This window comes from Domibacillus enclensis (genome assembly GCF_900156125.1).
GTDB classification, from domain to species: Bacteria; Bacillota; Bacilli; order Bacillales; family Domibacillaceae; genus Domibacillus; species Domibacillus enclensis.
Genome location: NZ_FTLX01000003.1, coordinates 285,728 through 303,856, shown reverse-complemented (window position 1 = coordinate 303,856; position 18,129 = coordinate 285,728). Strand labels below are relative to the sequence as shown.

General features: G+C 45.2%; 21 protein-coding genes. All 21 read right to left on the bottom strand.

The genetic code is table 11. The features are described from left to right. Positions 1-15 precede the first annotated feature (15 nt). Entirely contained in the window at positions 16-780 is a 765-nt protein-coding gene (locus BW952_RS08290) for an undecaprenyl pyrophosphate synthase (protein WP_045850008.1), read from the bottom strand. 118 nt (positions 781-898) lie between these two features. Next, the gene (gene frr / locus BW952_RS08285) at positions 899-1,441 is read right to left on the bottom strand and encodes a ribosome recycling factor (RefSeq protein ID WP_414735786.1); all 543 of its coding nucleotides are present in this window, start codon (positions 1,439-1,441) and stop codon (positions 899-901) included. Positions 1,442-1,458: 17 nt separating this feature from the next. Beyond that, a complete protein-coding gene (gene pyrH, locus BW952_RS08280) occupies positions 1,459-2,181 on the bottom strand; it encodes a UMP kinase (protein ID WP_045850010.1) in 723 nt (240 codons plus the stop codon). A gap of 91 nt (positions 2,182-2,272) precedes the next feature. Next, positions 2,273-3,154, bottom strand: coding sequence for a translation elongation factor Ts (gene tsf, locus BW952_RS08275; protein ID WP_045850011.1), 882 nt, complete (start codon positions 3,152-3,154; stop codon positions 2,273-2,275). A 106-nt stretch (positions 3,155-3,260) separates the two neighbouring features. Further along, entirely contained in the window at positions 3,261-4,013 is a 753-nt protein-coding gene (rpsB, locus tag BW952_RS08270) for a 30S ribosomal protein S2 (RefSeq protein WP_045850012.1), read from the bottom strand. A 151-nt stretch (positions 4,014-4,164) separates the two neighbouring features. Beyond that, complete coding sequence (locus tag BW952_RS08265) at positions 4,165-4,647, bottom strand: DUF6115 domain-containing protein (RefSeq protein ID WP_045850013.1); 483 nt, start codon at positions 4,645-4,647, stop codon at positions 4,165-4,167. Between the two features lie 9 nt (positions 4,648-4,656). Then, a complete protein-coding gene (locus BW952_RS08260; protein ID WP_045850014.1) occupies positions 4,657-4,950 on the bottom strand; it encodes a hypothetical protein in 294 nt (97 codons plus the stop codon). Between the two features lie 39 nt (positions 4,951-4,989). Beyond that, complete coding sequence (locus BW952_RS08255) at positions 4,990-5,751, bottom strand: FliA/WhiG family RNA polymerase sigma factor (protein ID WP_045850015.1); 762 nt, start codon at positions 5,749-5,751, stop codon at positions 4,990-4,992. A 126-nt stretch (positions 5,752-5,877) separates the two neighbouring features. Continuing rightward, positions 5,878-6,375, bottom strand: a complete 498-nt coding sequence (locus tag BW952_RS08250) for a chemotaxis protein CheD (protein ID WP_045850016.1) — start codon at positions 6,373-6,375, stop codon at positions 5,878-5,880. Further along, on the bottom strand, positions 6,368-7,009 hold the full coding sequence (locus tag BW952_RS08245) for a chemotaxis protein CheC (protein WP_045850017.1): 642 nt from the start codon (positions 7,007-7,009) through the stop codon (positions 6,368-6,370). Before BW952_RS08245 ends, BW952_RS08250 begins: the two co-directional genes overlap by 8 nt. A gap of 12 nt (positions 7,010-7,021) precedes the next feature. Further along, complete coding sequence (locus BW952_RS08240) at positions 7,022-7,456, bottom strand: chemotaxis protein CheW (RefSeq protein WP_045850018.1); 435 nt, start codon at positions 7,454-7,456, stop codon at positions 7,022-7,024. 13 nt (positions 7,457-7,469) lie between these two features. Then, positions 7,470-9,494, bottom strand: a complete 2,025-nt coding sequence (locus BW952_RS08235; protein WP_045850019.1) for a chemotaxis protein CheA — start codon at positions 9,492-9,494, stop codon at positions 7,470-7,472. Between the two features lie 6 nt (positions 9,495-9,500). Next, on the bottom strand, positions 9,501-10,589 hold the full coding sequence (locus BW952_RS08230; protein ID WP_045850020.1) for a protein-glutamate methylesterase/protein-glutamine glutaminase: 1,089 nt from the start codon (positions 10,587-10,589) through the stop codon (positions 9,501-9,503). Next, positions 10,589-11,476: a MinD/ParA family protein gene (locus tag BW952_RS08225; RefSeq protein ID WP_045850021.1), complete on the bottom strand. Its 888-nt coding sequence runs from the start codon at positions 11,474-11,476 to the stop codon at positions 10,589-10,591. Before BW952_RS08225 ends, BW952_RS08230 begins: the two co-directional genes overlap by 1 nt. Continuing rightward, on the bottom strand, positions 11,473-12,582 hold the full coding sequence (gene flhF / locus BW952_RS08220) for a flagellar biosynthesis GTPase FlhF (protein WP_045850022.1): 1,110 nt from the start codon (positions 12,580-12,582) through the stop codon (positions 11,473-11,475). The genes BW952_RS08225 and flhF overlap by 4 nt, the downstream gene beginning before the upstream one ends. Then, on the bottom strand, positions 12,579-14,615 hold the full coding sequence (flhA, locus tag BW952_RS08215) for a flagellar biosynthesis protein FlhA (RefSeq protein WP_045850023.1): 2,037 nt from the start codon (positions 14,613-14,615) through the stop codon (positions 12,579-12,581). The genes flhF and flhA overlap by 4 nt, the downstream gene beginning before the upstream one ends. Before the next feature lie 23 nt (positions 14,616-14,638). Continuing rightward, a complete protein-coding gene (gene flhB / locus BW952_RS08210; RefSeq protein ID WP_045850024.1) occupies positions 14,639-15,718 on the bottom strand; it encodes a flagellar biosynthesis protein FlhB in 1,080 nt (359 codons plus the stop codon). Positions 15,719-15,722: 4 nt separating this feature from the next. Next, the gene (gene fliR / locus BW952_RS08205; RefSeq protein WP_045850025.1) at positions 15,723-16,499 is read right to left on the bottom strand and encodes a flagellar biosynthetic protein FliR; all 777 of its coding nucleotides are present in this window, start codon (positions 16,497-16,499) and stop codon (positions 15,723-15,725) included. 6 nt (positions 16,500-16,505) lie between these two features. Continuing rightward, positions 16,506-16,775, bottom strand: coding sequence for a flagellar biosynthesis protein FliQ (fliQ, locus tag BW952_RS08200; protein ID WP_045850026.1), 270 nt, complete (start codon positions 16,773-16,775; stop codon positions 16,506-16,508). Positions 16,776-16,787: 12 nt separating this feature from the next. Further along, positions 16,788-17,453 (bottom strand): flagellar type III secretion system pore protein FliP, encoded by a 666-nt coding sequence (gene fliP, locus BW952_RS08195; protein ID WP_045850027.1) that lies wholly within the window; start codon positions 17,451-17,453, stop codon positions 16,788-16,790. After that, complete coding sequence (locus BW952_RS08190; protein ID WP_052698387.1) at positions 17,446-18,120, bottom strand: flagellar biosynthetic protein FliO; 675 nt, start codon at positions 18,118-18,120, stop codon at positions 17,446-17,448. Before BW952_RS08190 ends, fliP begins: the two co-directional genes overlap by 8 nt. Positions 18,121-18,129: the final 9 nt, after the last annotated feature.

The window sequence follows — 18,129 nt, the reverse complement described above, 5'->3', positions numbered from 1 at the left end:
AATCCTCCACCGTTTTCATTGCGATAAACCGCCAAACCGCCTTGATCTTTTTTGATAAGAAGCCACTGCTTCTAAAAGATGCTTCTCAGAGAAATCCGGCCACAGGACATCCGTAAAGAAAAACTCTGTATAAGCAAGCTGCCAGAGCATAAAGTTACTCAGGCGGTGTTCACCGCTTGTTCGAATGAGCAGATCCGGCTCAGGTAGATGGCTGGTCATTAAATATTGTGACACCGTTTCATCTGTTATATCCTGATCACTCAAACGGCCTGCCTTTACGTCGGCTGCCATCGAACGCACAGCTTGTACGAGCTCGTTTCTGCTTCCATAATTTAAGGCGAAATTTAAAATAAGTCCGTCATTTGAAGCCGTTTGATCGATGGCGTTTTGAACGGCCCGTTTTGTGTGGCCAGGCAGCTGCTCCATGTCACCAATCATTTCGACCCGCACGTTTTCTTCCATTAGTTCCGGTAAAAATGTAGATAAAAATTCTTCCGGCAATTTCATTAAGAAATCGACTTCTATTTTTGGACGCTTCCAATTTTCTGTCGAAAAAGCATAAAGGGTTAATACCTTCACGCCAAGACGGTTGGCTGTTCTGGTAATTTCACGAACCTTTTTCATGCCCTCGTTGTGCCCGGCGATTCGGGGCAACGCTCTTTTTTTTGCCCAGCGTCCGTTTCCATCCATTATGATGGCAATATGTACAGGAATACATTCGTCTGAGATGACCACTTCTCCTGTCCCTTTCGACTGCCAGAACCACTGTTTTTGTGCCATGCAAAATCCCCCATATCGCTTCTTCCAACTTATTTTACCATACATGCAGCTATGCGTCGTAACCGGAGCGATAATATCCAAAAAAAGAAACCCTCCTGCGGGCAAGAGGGTTTCTTTTTTACACTTCCATAATCTCTTGTTCTTTTTCCTTGGCAATCTCGTCCACTTTTCGGATATAGTCGTCCGTCTGTTTTTGAACATCTTCTGTGTAGCCGCGAAGATCGTCTTCAGTCAGATCGCCATTTTTCTCGCTTTTTTTCAAATCGTCATTTGTATCACGGCGAATATTGCGAATGGCCACTTTCGCATCTTCTGCTTCTTTTTTAACGAGCTTTGCCAGTTCTTTGCGTCGCTCTTCTGTTAAAGCAGGGAAGTTTAAGCGAATAACGGATCCATCATTGGACGGCGTTAAGCCTAAATCCGATTTCAGCAGCGCTTTTTCAATATCGCTCATAGATGATTTGTCATAAGGTGTGATCACAAGGAGACGAGCTTCTGGAATATTGATAGAAGCAAGCTGGTTAACCGGTGTTGGTGCGCCGTAATAGTCGATCGTAATACGGTCTAGAACACTGGCGTTTGCGCGTCCGGCACGAATGGATGCCAGTTCCCGGTTAAACGCTCCGATTGCTTTCTCCATTCTCTCTTTGGACTGGTTCATAATTTCTTGAGACACGATTATTTCCCCCTTACGGTTGTTCCGATATTTTCACCTAATACAACACGCTTAATGTTTCCTTTTTCTGTGACAGAAAACACCACTAAAGGAATGTCGTTGTCCATACATAAGGAAGAAGCGGTTGAATCCATTACAGCCAATCCTTCTTTAATCACATCCAAGTAGGAAAGCTCTGCGTACTTCACTGCCTCTTTATCTAACTTCGGATCTGCACTGTAAACACCGTCTACATTGTTTTTCGCCATTAAAATGACTTCTGCTTCAATTTCAGCAGCACGCAGGGCCGCCGTTGTATCTGTAGAAAAGTACGGATTCCCAGTACCTGCTGCAAAAATGACCACACGGCCTTTTTCTAAGTGACGAATGGCACGACGGCGGATGTACGGCTCCGCAATTTGCCGCATTTCAATCGAAGTCTGCACACGTGTTTCAATGCCAACCTGCTCGAGGCTGTCCTGCAGGGCCATAGAGTTCATGACCGTTGCGAGCATGCCCATGTAATCAGCTGTTGCACGGTCCATGCCCATTTCACTTCCGATTTTCCCGCGCCAAATATTGCCGCCGCCCACAACAACAGCTACTTCCACACCTAGCTCGCTTACTTCTTTCACCTGCTCGGCGACTGATTGAATAACCGTTGGGTTGATTCCAAATCCGGCTTCGCCCGCTAATGCTTCACCACTTAATTTTAATACGACACGTTTATACTTTGGCTGGCTCATGTAGACCTCCATCTGTAATGTACATGAAATCCCTCACCAGAAGCGGTAAGGGATTCCACTTATTCCTTTCCGGCTGGCGGATACGGAATCATTATTTTTTCACTTGGCTCATAACTTCTTCTGCAAAGTTATCCTGGCGTTTCTCCAAGCCTTCGCCCACTTCATAACGAACAAACTCCGTTAATGTAGCACCTTTAGACTCTAGGAATTGACGCACTTTTTGATCTGGATCTTTTACAAAGCTTTGATCCAAAATACATACTTCTTCAAAGAATTTGCCAAGGCGGCCTTCAACCATTTTTGCTACGATATTTTCAGGCTTGCCTTCGTTAAGCGCCTGCTCTGTCAATACTTTACGCTCACGCTCTACTTCGTCTTCAGAAACTTGGTCACGTGATACATATTTAGGGTTTAGGGCAGCTGCATGCATAGCAACATCTTTCGCTGCTGCTGCGTCTGTTGTGCCTTCAACAATTGCTAAAACGCCGATGCGTCCGCCCATGTGAAGGTATTCGCCGAATGCATCGTTGTCTCCCTTTGTACGGATTTCAAAACGACGAAGTGTTAGCTTCTCACCGATTTTTGAAATCGCTTCGTTGATATACGTATCAACTGTTTTGCCGTTTTCCATCGTTTGTGTTAATGCTTCTTCAACAGAAGCTGGTTTGTTTGCCAAAAGTTGCGCCGCAATTTCTTTTACAAGCACCTGGAAGTTTTCGTTTTTCGCAACGAAATCTGTTTCTGCGTTTACTTCAAGAAGAACAGCTGTATTGCCTTCGCTGGCGATATACGTTGTTCCTTCAGCCGCAATACGGTCTGATTTTTTCGCTGCTTTAGCGATTCCTTTTTCACGAAGATAGTCGATCGCCTGATCAAGGTTACCATCTGTTTCAACAAGTGCTTTTTTGCAGTCCATCATGCCTGCGCCTGTTTTTTCACGAAGTTCTTTTACCATTTGTGCAGTAATAGCCATTTTAGTTCCTCCTTTAAATATGTAAGGCCGCTTATGCGGTTTTATCATGTCATTTCTTTAAAAAAAGGTGATAAGGGTATCCCTCTTATCACCTTTATCTGTTTGATTACTCAGCTGCAGCTTCTGCAGTTTCAGCTTGCTGTGCTTCTTCTTGAGCAGCTTCTTCAGCGATTTCTTCGCCTTGTTTTGCTTCAAGAACAGCATCAGCCATTTTGCCTGTTAATAGTTTAACCGCACGGATGGCGTCATCATTTGCAGGGATTACGTAGTCGATTTCATCCGGATCACAGTTTGTATCAACGATACCAACGATCGGAATGTTCAATTTACGCGCTTCTGCAACAGCGATGCGCTCTTTACGCGGGTCGATGATGAATAAAGCATCAGGAAGACCTTTCATATCACGAATACCGCCCAAGAATTTCACAAGACGCTCATGCTCTTTTTTAAGCTGAACAACTTCTTTCTTAGGAAGAACGTCAAATGTACCGTCTTCTTGCATTTTTTCGATGTTTTTCAAACGTTGTACACGTTTTTGAATTGTTGAGAAGTTAGTAAGTGTACCACCCAACCAGCGTTGGTTTACATAGTACATACCTGAACGTTCTGCTTCTTCTTTCACAGAATCCTGTGCTTGTTTTTTCGTTCCAACAAACAATACTTTCCCACCGTCACCGGCAACTTCTCTTACAAATTTGTACGCTTCTTCCACTTTGCGAACCGTTTTTTGAAGATCGATAATGTAGATCCCGTTACGCTCCTGGAAAATGTACTTTTTCATTTTTGGGTTCCAGCGACGAGTCTGGTGACCGAAGTGAACACCTGCTTCAAGCAATTGCTTCATAGAAATTACTGACATGTTTTGTTTCCTCCTGTTTGGTTGTATTTCCTCCGCCTTTATCCTTTTCAATCAGCTTCCGTTATGAACGGCACCGGCTGACGAATCAAAAGACGTGTGTATTAACACCGTTAGCTAATATACCATAGATCGTCATTGCCCGCAACTATTTTCATTCTTTTTTATTGAACTTAAACGCGAGTTCAACTTCTGTTCGTCCAACATTCAATTTTTTAGCGATTTCTTCTTTTGACAGGCCGCTTTTTTGCAGGTCGACCATTTGGTCTATTAAAGATTTTTCAGTATTTTGCTCCTGCAGGCCTGCCGCCGAGTGTTTCGTTGTTTGCTTATACGCCTGCGCTGCCGCTTTTCTCGGTGTGACCGGCGGCAAAACGGGGTCTGGCATCGGCTCTCTTTGTTTCGTTTGGGCAGGCTTCTCTAAAACTTGAGCTTTTTTCAGGTCTTCAATGAGCTTTTCGTTTTCTTCTTTCATTTCCATTAAAAAAGCTGTCAGCATTTCTTCTGTTTCATTTGCCGCTTGCTTCATTTTATTTTCTGCATTCCTGCCGCTGTTTTGCCGTTGAAACAATAAAATGAGCGCAAACAGGCTCAACGCATGAATCAAAAAAGAAATGACGAGTAAAAATGTAGTCATACGCCCCTCTTATCCGCTGAAGTCAATCTGCTTTCCTTTGTACGGATGAACAGATTGCTTCGACTGCTGTTTCTTTTGTTTTCTTTGCTGATCGGGCTGGTGGTTTTGATGAGTGCCTTCTCCTGTTTTATTCGCTTCTTCCCCTTCCGTAACCGAGGCCCGTTTCCATTCCGCCTTTTTTTCCATTTCCGTTTGTGCGTGATGCTGGCCGGACAGAGCTGTTTGCTGCTGGTCCTGGAGACTTTTCGACGCTTCGTAAGTGCGTGGGAGCGCCACTTGCATTTCAACCGCTTTAAAGTCCATATTGCACCTCGATCCATACGTGATTGCTGAGAAGTGACATCATGCTTTGGTCAGCTGCTGTCTCAGCTTAAACAGCGCTTTGGAATGAATTTGTGAGATGCGCGATGTAGAAAGCCCCAGCACCTCGCCAATCTCAGTCAGTGTCAATTCCTCTTTGTAAAACAAGTCTACGACAAGCTGTTCTTTTTCAGTCAGCTTTTTAATTTGCGAAGCCAGCTCTTCAATCTGCTCCTGCTTTACCAGTTCTTCTTCCGGTGTTTTCGTTCGCTGATCCTTTAAAACAAACCCGGTTGTTTCCTGTTGATCTTGATCGTGCACCTGTTCATCGACCGACAAAATATGTGAAAAAAAGTATTCTGCCATCGTATCCTGAACTTCTTCCACTTTCACGCCTAGTTCAGCAGCCACCTCTTCCGGTGTGACCGAACGCAAATATTTTTGTTCCAGCTTTGATGCGGCGGCTTCGATTTTTTTTGATTTTTCCCGCGCTGCTCTTGGCAGCCAGTCTTCTTTTCTTAAGCCGTCTAATATAGCCCCGCGAATACGAAAAGAAGCATATGTATCAAATTTCAAATCGCGTGATGGCTCAAATTTCAAAAGGGCGTCATATAAACCTGCCATGCCGAAGCTGGCTACTTCTTCTCTTCTAACCGATTTTGGCAGGGAAGCGCCAATCCGCCGGCAATGAAACGTAACAAGCGGCATGTAGCGTGCAACCAGCGCATCACCGTCTTCGGGATTTTGATCTTTTTTCCATCGTTCCCATAATTGTTGTTCATCCTCCGGTATTCGTTTTGCCATTAAATCTCTCCTCCCGGCCCAAATGAATGACAGTACGTTTCAAGTCTTTCTTTTATTCTAAAGAAAAGCTTCGTTTTTGCCAACAATATACACAAAAAAGCAGCGGAATAAATTCCACTGCTGCGCTCACATAATTTGCTCGCCTTTGTTTACGGTTCGAATATGCAGCTCGATCGTGGAAGGATCAAATTCAATCGTCCTGCCGCTGCTGCCGCCCGTATCCTCTGCTATCACTGGAATGCGCGCTTTTTTCAACTGTTCTTTTACAGCTGTCACATTTCGCGGACCGATTTTCATTAAGTCGGAACCGGATTTGAATTGAAACATTTGCGCACCGCCCGCTATTTTGGCTTTTAGCCGGACGGGCCTCGCTCCATGGTTTTGAAGCGCATGGATCAGGGCCGGGATACCCGTGTCAGCAAATTTGGCATCATTTCGTATGTCTGCTTTTGCCAGACTTGAGTCAGGAAGCATAATATGAACCAGGCCCGCTACTTTTGCCGATTCATCATAAAGAATAACGCCCACGCATGAACCAAGACCCGATGTTCGAATCACAGATGGAGGTTTAACGACGTTTAAATCAGCAATCCCTACTTTCACCACCTGGCCTGTTCTATTCATTGTATCCGGCTCCAAGCGCTTCGAATAAAACAGGAAAAGAATCCGGGGAAAGCAGCAGGAAAAAATGCCCTTTCACAATTTCCTCATTTCCTTCGTTTAATTCGGTTAACACCGTATCGATCACGATGGCATAATCACTGTACTGTGAGATTTCAAGAAGCCCATAGCTGATAATCGCACCGAACATGTCCACGGCAAGCTCTGGAACGGATGGCTGCAGCTTTAATTGTGTAAAATCACCGAGAGCTGATAAATAAGAACCGGATAAAATGTTGCCCATTTCCTGCATCGCGGAAAAGCCGATCGCCTGTGAATGTTCATCATGAAACGAAAAGGCTTCGTCCGCCATTAATTTCTGAATAAAACGGTCGGCTTCTTCCACCGTCAGCATAAAAAACATATTGCCCCCGGCTTCACCTTCAATCCGGAGACTGACACTGACGACTTCTTTTTCCGAACCGCCCGTCAGCTCCATCATATCTGTAAAAGGAACAATTCGGACACTGGGCACCTTCATGTCAATTTTCCGGTTTAAAAGAGTGGAAAGCGAAGTTGCCGCGTGGCCTGCACCTATATTCCCTACTTCCTTTAAAATATCAAGGTGAATCGGCTGAATGTGATCAATATAGTTCATCTTCGTCCGCCTTTAATTAAAAATCTTTTGAAGACTGAGCATAATCAGCAGCCTTTTATCCAGCTTTGCCACGCCGGTAATATATTCATCTCCAAGGGAACCGACGACCTCAGGCTGTGGCTCAATCGCGTCCGTTGGAATATCCAGTACGTCGTTCGCTCCATCCACGATCAATCCAACCTCCATGTCGTCAAGAGCGGCGATAATAATGCGTGTCGAGTCATCCACCCGTTCATCAGAAAGCCCGAACCGGCTGCGAAGATCAATGATGGGTGTGACGACACCGCGTAAATTAATGACGCCTTTAACGAAAGGAACTGTGCCCGGCACTCGCGTAATGTGCATTAATTTTTCAATGGAATACACTTGTTCGACGGGCAGTGCATATTCTTTGTCAACTAATTGAAAAGCAATGACTTTTACTGCAGAAGCAGTTACTTCACTCATGTTATGCACTCCCTTATTTGATTAATGCGTTGCAGTCTACAATTAGTGCAACTTGACCGTCACCTAAAATCGTTGCACCGGAGATGGCAAACACGCTGGACAGATAGTTGCCAAGCGACTTCAGAACCACTTCCTGCTGCCCGATAAAGGAGTCAACGACAAGCCCGGCCATTTTGTCTCCTTTTCGGACGATCACAATTGAATAAAAACGGTCATCTTCTTCCTGGTGTGGAACGGAAAAAATATCTTTTAAAAACAGCAGCGGAACCACTTTTCCCCGGAAATCAATTACCTGCTGGTTATGCGCGTTCAGCACTTCTTCTTTTTTCACAATCGCGGTTTCAATAATAGATGAAAGCGGAACGGCATATTTTTCTTTTTCCACTTCAACGAGCATAACGGAAATAATCGACAGGGTGAGCGGCAGCTGAATGGAGAAAATAGAGCCGGACCCTTCCACTGAATCGATTGTAATGGAACCGCCAAGGGATTCGATCGTCGTCTTCACGACATCAAGCCCGACGCCGCGGCCTGATAGGTCAGATATCACTTCCGCCGTCGAAAAACCGGATGCCATGATCAGTTCAAAGATTTGACGGTCCGTCATCCCTAAAGACTGCTCTTGCGTCACGATTCCTTTATCGAGTGCTTTTTTCAGCACCCGGTCTTTATTAATGCCAGCCCCGTCGTCTTCAATCTCAATAAATACGTGGTTGCCGCTATGATACGCTTTTAATTTAATCGTTCCTTCAGCCGGCTTTCCTTTCGCTAAACGGTCTTCCGGCATTTCAATGCCATGATCGCCAGCATTGCGGATCAAATGAACAAGCGGATCGCCAATTTCATCAATGACAGTGCGGTCAAGCTCTGTTTCAGCACCAATAATGTCTAAATGGATCTGCTTATTTAAATCTCTTGAAAGCTGACGCACAAGCTTTGGAAAACGGTTAAAGACCGTTTCGACCGGCACCATGCGCATATTCAGAATAATATTTTGCAGATCGCCGGAAATACGGGACATGCGTTCCACCGTTTCATTTAGTTCCGTATGGTTCAGCTCAGATGAAATCGATTCAAGACGGCCTCTGTCAATGACAAGCTCTTCAAACAAATTCATTAAAATATCGAGGCGTTCAATATTTACACGGATGGTTTTATTGGACACAGCGTTTTTCGGCTTGTCTTCCTCTTTTTTGGCTTCAGGCTGCTTTGGTTGTTCAATGGCTGCGGGAACCGAAACCTCAGCCGCTTGAACGACTGCTTCTGTGGCCGGCTGATGCTGCTCAGGCTCGTCCAGTGACCCAACTTCTGTTACGTTCACCTGCTCTACTTCCGACACTTTTTTCACTTTTTCTTGTAAATCGGCAGCAGTTTCTTTTGTAATCAGCGTAACGGTAAAGGTTTCATCGAATTTCTCTTCTTCAAGCTGTTCCGAGGAAGGGACCGTTTTAATCACTTCTCCGCACTTTTCCAACACTTCAAAGACCATAAAGACACGAGCTGCTTTTAATACACAGTCTGCACGTAGAGAAACATTTATTTCCACACATGAAAAACCTTGCTCTTTTGACTGGTCAATCACTGTTCGTTCAAACTCATCATAATGAAGAATTGTTTCTCCAGCCGGTTTATCGAGGACATCCAGCGCAGCTGCCGCTTCTCCCTGTTCAATGACAAGAAGCTTCTGCACAATCGCTTCTACATTTCTTTTTCCCTCACCACCTGCAGAAATATCTTCAACCATTGCTTCGAGGTCATCCACTGAAGAAAAAACGGTATCCATAATATCCAGTGTGACCGATATTTGCTGATTGCGGATAGCATCCAGCACGTTTTCAAGCTTATGGGTCAGATTGGCTAAATCCTCATAGCCCATTGTAGCGGACATCCCTTTTAACGTATGGGCGGAACGAAACACTTCATTAACAATCGAAAGGTTTTCCGGGTCTTTTTCTAATTGAAGCAAGTGTTCATTCATCGCTTGAAGATGTTCTTTGCTTTCATCGATAAAAATTTCTAAATATTGACTCGTGTCCATCCGTCTTCACCTCTTATCGTATACGTGCTTTACAATCACTGCTGCAATTTCGTCAACGGGCACTACATCATCGATGAGATGGGTAGCAACAGCCGCTTTTGGCATTCCATACACTACACACGTTTCTTTTGCTTCTGCAATCGCCTTTACGGTCCCTTTTTCTTTTAGCTTGACAAGCCCTTCAGCACCGTCGGATCCCATCCCTGTCATGATCGCTACTACCTTCTCTACATTCGGTATATCGGCAGCCGATCGGAAGGTTGCATTTGCTGCCGGTCGGTGTCCTCCTTCCGGCGGCATTTCGTCAAGCGAAATGGCAATAGAGGTGCCCGTTTTAATAAGACGCAGATGCTTGCCTCCCGGGGCAATGTAAACAGTACTGTTTTTTGCGATTTCCCCGTCCTCTGCTTCCTTCACATGAATAGCTGACAAAGAGTCCAGGCGTTCAGCGAGAGATTTTGTAAATCCAGGCGGCATGTGCTGAACGACGATGACCGGAGCAGGCAGCGAAGCAGGCAGCTTTGTAATGACATGCTGCAGGGCTCTTGGACCACCTGTTGAGGTCGCAATCAAAACAAGCTTGTCCATTTTTCTATATCGCGTCTGCCCGGTGGTCATCGATGCTGGCTTAGTGACAGAAACGGGCGGCTGAATAGCGGTCGGTTTTTCTGCAAGCGCCGGTTTCATGCTAATATTTGCTTTTGCCGCTGCGAGAACTTTTTCGACGAGCACATCTTTAATTTTATGCAAATCCAGTGAAATGGTCCCCGAAGGTTTGGCAATGAAATCGACCGCCCCCCGTTCAATGGCTTTTAACGTTGTTTCCGAGCCTTCCTTCGTTAAACTCGACAGCATCACTACGGGACATGGCTGTTTTTCCATAATGATTTTTAACGCTTCAAGTCCGTCCATTTCAGGCATTTCAATATCGAGCGTAATCACATCTGGCTTTAACTCAAGCGCTTTTTGAACGGCATCCCGCCCATTTCGCCCGAATGCGACCACCTCTAATTGAGGGTGTTCTGATAAAAATTCGGAAATGAGCTTTCGCATAAAAGCGGAATCATCCACTACCAGCACTTTTTTTGATGTCATCAGCGATCCCCTCTTTCTGTAAAAAAGCGGCGCAGCTTTGTGATAAAATGAGATTTTTGTACAGGTGCACTTGCTTCTGCTCCTGCGTACTCGTGTATAACGTTTTGCAACGAAGCCGCTGCCTTTGCTTTCGGATACGAAAGCAGAAACGGACTTCCCATTTTCACGGCTTTTCGCACACATTCATCTTCAGGGAGAGTGGCTAAAATACGAGGAGCTGAATGCAAAAATGTTTCCATGGCATTTTTCAGGCGGCTGAGCGTGATCTCTCCCTCTTGCCGAGACTCGGCGCGGTTGCAGACTAAGTGAAAAACCTTTTGATCATCGCGCATATGAATAAACTTGATCATGGAGTACGCATCTGTCATCGCGGTTGGTTCAGGCGTGGACACGACAAGCACTTCATCAGCCGCTTCTAAAATATTCAAGCTTTCCTTTGTGGCACCCGCCCCCATATCAAACAGCAAGTAATCATATTCCCGAGATAGCTTTTCTAGCGCTGCAATCCATTTGTCCTGATAAGATTCTTTCCATTCGAAAATTCTGGAAAAAGCAGAGCCGCCGTTAATGTAGGACATCTGCTCAGGCCCCTGCTGGATTAATTGGCTAATCTCCACATCTTTCTCGAAAAAGTCGGCAATAGAGGCAGAAGCTGTTCCATTAATTAAATGATAAATATTACCCATGCCAATGTCCATATCAAATAACAAAACTTTTTTATTTAATTTTGACAATCCAATGGCTAGATTCACCGATATGTTGGTTTTGCCAACTCCGCCTTTTCCACTGACAATGGCCATTGTTTTCGCTTGTATGTCGTTTTCTGCCGGTACCCATGATTGTTTTTCCATCATTTTCTGACGCAGGAGAGCTGCTTGATCGTTCATTTCACTTCATCCTCAAACAAGGTATCAACGAGCCGATCGACAGATGCTTCGATAAGATCATCCGGCACATTTTGTCCATTCGTTACATACGATGTACCTATTTTATAAGTATACATCAAATTGATCAGTAATCCTTTTGTTTTTGTTTCATCTATTTTTGTGAAGATAAAGCCATTTAATGGAACACCAGAAAAGTTTTCAACAATTTCATGCAAGTCTTCTTCTTTTGCTGCAGCACTCAGGACGAGATGGTACACAGCCTGTTCCTTTTGACCTTGTAAAAATGGCTTTAAATCCTGCACATACTGTTGATCCCGATAATTTCTGCCTGCTGTATCAATATATACAACATCATACGAATGAAATGCCTGCAGAGCTGCTTGCATGTCTGCTTCTGAATACGCTACCTTCATCGGCGCGTTCAGCAGGCCAGCATATGTTTTCAACTGTTCGATGGCCGCAATTCGATACGTATCCGTTGTAACGAAAGCGACTTTTTTATTTTTCTCCAACACTTCTTTAGAAGCCAGCTTCGCAAGTGTTGTCGTTTTGCCAACCCCTGTAGGTCCAAGCAAATAAAAAAGCGAAGCGGCTGGCCGGGGTGCTTCAGCAAATGAAAGGCAGCTTTTCACAAATGCTCGTGCCCATTCCCGCATGCTCCGTTCCGTTACGTCTCCTTTTTCGCTGTTCCATTTCTCAAGCAGGTGTTCAGCGGTCCGGTCAAGCAATTCATTGCAGATTCCCTGGCGTTTTAACTGATTCATAACCGGCTGCATCGCTTCCGGATAAACAGGATGAGCCGACGCTGCGAGCTGCAGTTTTTGAATCATTTTTTTCATTTCAGTCATGTCATCTTTCCAGTCAACCGGGACGGGTGTAACCGCTGCTTGACGGCTGCTCACCGTTTCGCGTTCTGGCAGCTCTGCCTGGCCAGCGTTTGGGTCCACAGCAGCGACCACTTCAATTTGCTTTTTTTTAAACAAGCCGAGCATGCCGCCGGAATAAACGGTTTTCGATTGCAGGATTACAGCTTGTGCGCCCAGCTCCGCCCGCACTTTTTTCATCACTTCCGGCATCGATGCTGCCCGGTATTTTTTCATTTTCATTCGACGGTCACCACCCCGGTACTTTGTACTTCAACACTTGGTTCAAGCTCATTATAAGATAAAACAGGTATTTGCGGAAAATAGCGTTCCAACAGCTGTCTGACATACATACGAATGGCCGGTGAACAAAGAATAACCGGTGACTGCTGCATAAACGAAGCCTGCTCGACCTGCTGTGCAGTCGCTTCTAAAATCCGCTGAGAATCATTCGGATCGATGGACAAATAATTTCCATGTTCCGTTTGTTGTACACCGTCTGCTATGATCTTCTCAATTCGGCCAGAAAGCGTAATGACATTTAATGAGCCGCTGTCATCCGCGAATTGCATCGTAATTTGACGTGCCAGTGCCTGACGGACGTACTCTGTCAGCAAATCTGTATCGGATGTCATTTTCCCAAAATCAGCAAGCGTTTCAAAAATGACTGGCAAGTTTCGAATCGACAGGTTTTCCTTCAGCAATTTCGCCAGTACTTTTTGCACCTCTCCGACCGACAGTGGGTTTGGTGTTACTTCGTCTACTAAAATCGGATATGACTCTTTTAAATGGTCGATCAGTTGTTGGGTTTCCTGTCTGCCGAGCAGTTCATTTGCATGCTTTTTAATGGTTTCGGTTAAATGGGTGGAGACGACACTCGGTGGGTCTACGACCGTATAGCCGAATATTTCCGCTTGCTCTTTCGCTTCTTCTGTAATCCATTTTGCCGGGAGCCCGAATGACGGCTCGATCGTATCGATGCCCTCGACCATATCGTCTTCTTCTCCAGGGCTCATCGCCAGGTAGTGATCCAAAAGCAGCTCACCGCCTGCCACTTCGCTTCCTTTAATTTTCATCCGATATTCATTTGGCTGAAGCTGAATATTGTCCCGAATACGGACGACCGGAATAACCAGTCCCATTTCAAGTGCCAGCTGCCGGCGAATCATCACAATTCGGTCCAATAAATCCCCGCCTTGATTTGTATCAGCAAGCGGGATGAGCCCGTATCCAAATTCAAATTCAATCGGGTCCACCGTCAACAAATTCACAACCGATTCAGGGCTTTTTAATTCCTCTGTTTCTGTCTCTTCTTCTGACGGAATTAATTCATCTATGTCTTCTTTCGGCGTACGTGAAATCATATATCCGCCAATGGCAAGTCCCGCTGCAATCGGAATTGTCAAAATATCGTTAATGGGCGTCGCAAGACCGAGAAGAAGGATCGTTCCTCCCGCAATGTACAGCATAGAGGGATACCGGAGCAGCTGACCGGTAATTTCTTCTCCTAAATTTCCATTTGATGCTGCCCGGGTAACGACAATCCCTGTTGCCGTTGTGATGAGAAGCGCTGGAATTTGCGAGACAATTCCATCTCCAACTGTCAAGAGAGAAAAGCGGGAAGCCGACTCTCCAAATGACAAGTCCTGCTGCATCATGCCAATCACGATTCCAACAATCAGGTTAATGATGACCATAATGATCCCGGCAATCGCGTCCCCTTTAACAAACTTGGTTGCCCCGTCCATCGCGCCGTAAAAGTCAGCTTCTCGTCCGACTTTTTCACGCCGTTCACGCGCCTGCACTTCAGAAATCATGCCGGCGTTTAAATCGGCATCAATACTCATTTGTTTTCCGGGCATCGCATCAAGCGTGAATCGGGCGGCGACTTCTGATACCCGCTCCGCTCCTTTTGTAATGACCACGAACTGAATAATGACGAGGATGACAAAAACGACCATCCCAACGATAATATTGCCTCCGACGACAAATGTCCCGAACGTCTCGACAACGCCCCCGGCTTCACCATTGCTTAAAATGGACCGCGTTGTCGACACATTCAGGCCGAGCCTAAATAGCGTCAACAGAAGCAGAAGCGATGGAAAAACAGAAAACTCCAATGCTTCCTTCATGTTCATAGAGATGAGCAAAACGAGAAGCGCAAGAGAAATATTCATGATGATAAGCACACTTAACAGCCATGTCGGGAGCGGTACAATAAGCATGGCGACAATTAAGATCACACTAAGTAAAACAGCTAAGTCTCTTGCTTTCATTTTTTTCTCTCCTAACAACATTGTTACACTTTATTTTTAATTCGATAAACGTACGCCAATATTTCCGCGATCGCTTTGAAAAACTCTTCCGGAACCGAGTCGCCAATATCCGCTTGATCATGAAGGGCTCTGGCGAGTGGACGGTTTTCCACTGTCATAATGTCATGTTCCTTTGCGACAAGCTTTATTTTTTGCGCGATGTAATCTGTTCCTTTTGCCACCACGTACGGGGCATCTCGTTTGGATTCATCATATTTTAAGGCAATCGCATAGTGGGTTGGGTTGGTAATAACGACATCGGCATTCGGCACTTCCTGCATCATGCGCCTCATCGCCATTTCACGCTGCGTCTGGCGAATTCTTGATTTGATCAGCGGGTCGCCTTCAGAATTTTTATGCTCATCTTTAATATCCTGCTTGGACATTCTTAAGCTTTTTTCAAAATCAAACTTCTGATAAAAGTAATCGAGGACGCCCAATACGAGCAGGGCTGCCGCCGCAACCAGGCCCATCTGCACCGTCAGCGTCCCAACGAGAGGCAATGTATCTTCAATGGGCTTCAAAGCCATCTTCAAAACTTCATCGATGTTCAGCCACAGCACAATAAATGCCGCCGTGCCCACAAAGCCGATTTTCAAAATGGATTTCAACAGCTCGACAATCGCCCGCATGGAAAAAATCCGCTTAAATCCCTTGATTGGATCGATTTTTTCCAGCTTTGGCGTAATCGGCTCTGTTGTAATAAGCCAGCCTACCTGAGCGTAATTGGCAATAACCCCTGCCGCAACAGCTGCGAGCATAAAGGGAGCGAGAATGTAGAAGCATTGCTCCATCACTTCAAATACAATGGTTTTTAAATTCGCCTCGGTTACGTCCATCAGCATATAATATTGAATGGAATGCTGAAACATATGAAAAATATTGGTGCCCATGGACGTAGCGAAAAACGTCAGAAACCCAAACAAAACGAGCAGGCTGACTGCTGTATTTAAATCCTGGCTTTTGGCTACCTGTCCTTTTTTACGTGAATCCTGCTTTTTTTTCGGTGTGGCTTTTTCTGTTTTTTCTCCTGCAAAAAATTGCAGGTTTAATTGAAGAAGCATGCCGTTACCCGCCTCCAAAAATGGTCATTAAATCCCGCATGGTGTAGAGCATCATGCCGAACAAATCTCTTACCAGTGTAAAAATGACACCAATGACGATGAACACAACAATAAACGCGACACCGATTTTAAGTGGAAAGCCGACGACAAAAATATTCAGCTGCGGCACGGTGCGCGCCACGATGCCAAGCATTACATCTGTTAAAAAAAGAACAGCCACAACAGGCATCGACATTTGAAAAGCGATTAAAAAAACAGCCGTAAATGTTCTGGCCATATAATATGCTGCTTCGCCATTGCCGAAATTCAAGTAAAGCTGGTCAATTGGGATGAGCTCATAGCTGTAAAAAATGCCATCTAAAATCAAGTGGTGGCCATTTAAGGCTAGCAGCATTAACAGCGAAAACATATATAAATACTGTCCCATCAGCGGACTTTGTGCACCTGTTTGCGGATCAATGACATTTGCGATGGCAAAGCCCATTTGAAAATCGATAAAGCCACCGGCAATCTGAACAGCAGACAGGACAATAAACGCCGCTAGTCCGATCAGAAGGCCTGTCATCGCTTCTTTCAAGAGAAGAAGAATGTATTCTCCGTTTATTTCCAAAGGAACGGCGTCCACTGTGTAGTACATCGTCCAGGCCAAAACAAAAGAAAAAGCAATACGATGCTGTGCTGGAATCGTCCGGTAGGAGAAAAACGGCATTGTGACAAAAAAAGCGGAAACCCGAACGAGTATAAGTGCAAAGATTGATAGATTGGGAAAAAGCTCCGTCATCTTCTTTTAACCGACAAATCTCGTTAAATTTGTGAAAATATCAAGTGTGTACGAAATCAATCGCTCGAGCATCCATGGACCGAAAAAAATCATCCCGACTAACACAGCCACGATTTTCGGCACAAACGCCAGTGTTTGCTCCTGTATCTGGGTCGTAGCTTGAAAAATACTGACCGCAAGCCCGATGCCAAGCGCGAGCAGCAAAAGCGGCGCACACACGATAATCGTCGTATAAACCCCTTTTTCAGCAAGCGAGATGACCATCTCTGTATTCATTCCATCACCTTCCTAAAAGCTTTGAAGCAATGATTCAATAACCAGATACCATCCATCGATTAACACAAACAAAAGGATTTTAAACGGCAGTGAAATCATAACGGGCGGCAGCATCATCATCCCCATTGACATAAGGACGCTTGCGACAATCATGTCAATGACTAAAAACGGAATAAAAATCATAAAACCGATTTGAAAGGCGGTTTTAATTTCACTCAAGGCAAAAGCAGGCACCATCGTTGTCAACGGAATGTCCTCAATGCTTTCCGGCTGCTCGGCTTCTGTGTAATCTAAAAACAGCTGCAAGTCCTTTTGACGCGTATGTTCACTCATAAAATCCTTAAAGGGCCCGCTTGCCAGTGTATAGGCTTCTTCCAGGTTAATTTCTTCATTAAAAAGCGGCGTTAATGCCTCATCGTTTACTTCCTGCAGGACAGGCGACATAATGAAAAAGGTCAGAAAAAGAGCCAGTCCAAGCAAAACTTGCGTCGGCGGCATTTGCTGTGTCGCAAGGGCCGTTCTGACAAACGAAAGCACAATAATGATCCTCGTAAAGCAGGTCATCAAAATCAAAATGCTCGGCGCCAGTGAAAGAACGGTCAGCATGAGCAATAGTTTCACCGAGGTTGACACATTTTCGGGAGCGCTTGAATTGAAAAATTCCATAAATTCATTCATGCTCATTTCGCTCCCTGTCTGTGGCATCCTTTAACGCTTTTTCACGGCTTTTTTTCAGTTCATTTATTTTTCGCTCAAATTCTTGCTTGAAAACAGCCGGCTCAGCCGGTTCGTCTTTTTTGCCAAAGCGGCTGACTATTTTCCCCACGACGTCAGCCGGCTGAAAAAAAGCTTCCGCTTGCTCGTCATATCGGGAAAGAAGCGCTTGTCGCTCAGCCGGGTCTTCAATTTCCTTGATTAACGAAATGTCCTCACCCACGCCGAGGACAAACACGCTGTCCCCGACTTTCACAATTTGCACCGAGCGGCTGCCGCCGAGAGCCGTGCCTCCCAAATGGCGAACTACATTTGTGTCTTGAAAAGACCGGCTTTTTTTATTGACAAAACGAAGTAAAAAATAAAGAAGCGCCACTACAAAAGCAAGCGCTGCGATCATACGGACAATATCTAAAAACCCGATTCCGACAGAATCTCGTTCGTCCGCTGAACCTGAATCTGCACCCTCGCTCTCTGTCTGCACTTCCTCCTGACTGCATAGGTCAGGCTGTTGAACACAATCACTCACACTGCTGTTCTGTGAAAGGGCTGCTCCGGCAATCGTCGCATTGCCGGATAGCACACTCAGCATCACCAGAAATGACAGGATGCATGTATACAAGAATTTCATCAGCTGTTC

Coding starts and splice junctions, on each gene's coding strand:
- BW952_RS08290 (WP_045850008.1), bottom strand. CDS start 780: ATGGCACAAAAACAGTGGTTCTGGCAGTCGAAAGGGACAGGAGAAGTG.
- frr (WP_414735786.1), bottom strand. CDS start 1,441: ATGAACCAGTCCAAAGAGAGAATGGAGAAAGCAATCGGAGCGTTTAAC.
- pyrH (WP_045850010.1), bottom strand. CDS start 2,181: ATGAGCCAGCCAAAGTATAAACGTGTCGTATTAAAATTAAGTGGTGAA.
- tsf (WP_045850011.1), bottom strand. CDS start 3,154: ATGGCTATTACTGCACAAATGGTAAAAGAACTTCGTGAAAAAACAGGC.
- rpsB (WP_045850012.1), bottom strand. CDS start 4,013: ATGTCAGTAATTTCTATGAAGCAATTGCTTGAAGCAGGTGTTCACTTC.
- BW952_RS08265 (WP_045850013.1), bottom strand. CDS start 4,647: ATGACTACATTTTTACTCGTCATTTCTTTTTTGATTCATGCGTTGAGC.
- BW952_RS08260 (WP_045850014.1), bottom strand. CDS start 4,950: ATGGACTTTAAAGCGGTTGAAATGCAAGTGGCGCTCCCACGCACTTAC.
- BW952_RS08255 (WP_045850015.1), bottom strand. CDS start 5,751: ATGGCAAAACGAATACCGGAGGATGAACAACAATTATGGGAACGATGG.
- BW952_RS08250 (WP_045850016.1), bottom strand. CDS start 6,375: ATGAATAGAACAGGCCAGGTGGTGAAAGTAGGGATTGCTGATTTAAAC.
- BW952_RS08245 (WP_045850017.1), bottom strand. CDS start 7,009: ATGAACTATATTGATCACATTCAGCCGATTCACCTTGATATTTTAAAG.
- BW952_RS08240 (WP_045850018.1), bottom strand. CDS start 7,456: ATGAGTGAAGTAACTGCTTCTGCAGTAAAAGTCATTGCTTTTCAATTA.
- BW952_RS08235 (WP_045850019.1), bottom strand. CDS start 9,494: ATGGACACGAGTCAATATTTAGAAATTTTTATCGATGAAAGCAAAGAA.
- BW952_RS08230 (WP_045850020.1), bottom strand. CDS start 10,589: ATGACATCAAAAAAAGTGCTGGTAGTGGATGATTCCGCTTTTATGCGA.
- BW952_RS08225 (WP_045850021.1), bottom strand. CDS start 11,476: ATGAACGATCAAGCAGCTCTCCTGCGTCAGAAAATGATGGAAAAACAA.
- flhF (WP_045850022.1), bottom strand. CDS start 12,582: ATGAAAATGAAAAAATACCGGGCAGCATCGATGCCGGAAGTGATGAAA.
- flhA (WP_045850023.1), bottom strand. CDS start 14,615: ATGAAAGCAAGAGACTTAGCTGTTTTACTTAGTGTGATCTTAATTGTC.
- flhB (WP_045850024.1), bottom strand. CDS start 15,718: ATGCTTCTTCAATTAAACCTGCAATTTTTTGCAGGAGAAAAAACAGAA.
- fliR (WP_045850025.1), bottom strand. CDS start 16,499: ATGACGGAGCTTTTTCCCAATCTATCAATCTTTGCACTTATACTCGTT.
- fliQ (WP_045850026.1), bottom strand. CDS start 16,775: ATGAATACAGAGATGGTCATCTCGCTTGCTGAAAAAGGGGTTTATACG.
- fliP (WP_045850027.1), bottom strand. CDS start 17,453: ATGAATGAATTTATGGAATTTTTCAATTCAAGCGCTCCCGAAAATGTG.
- BW952_RS08190 (WP_052698387.1), bottom strand. CDS start 18,120: ATGAAATTCTTGTATACATGCATCCTGTCATTTCTGGTGATGCTGAGT.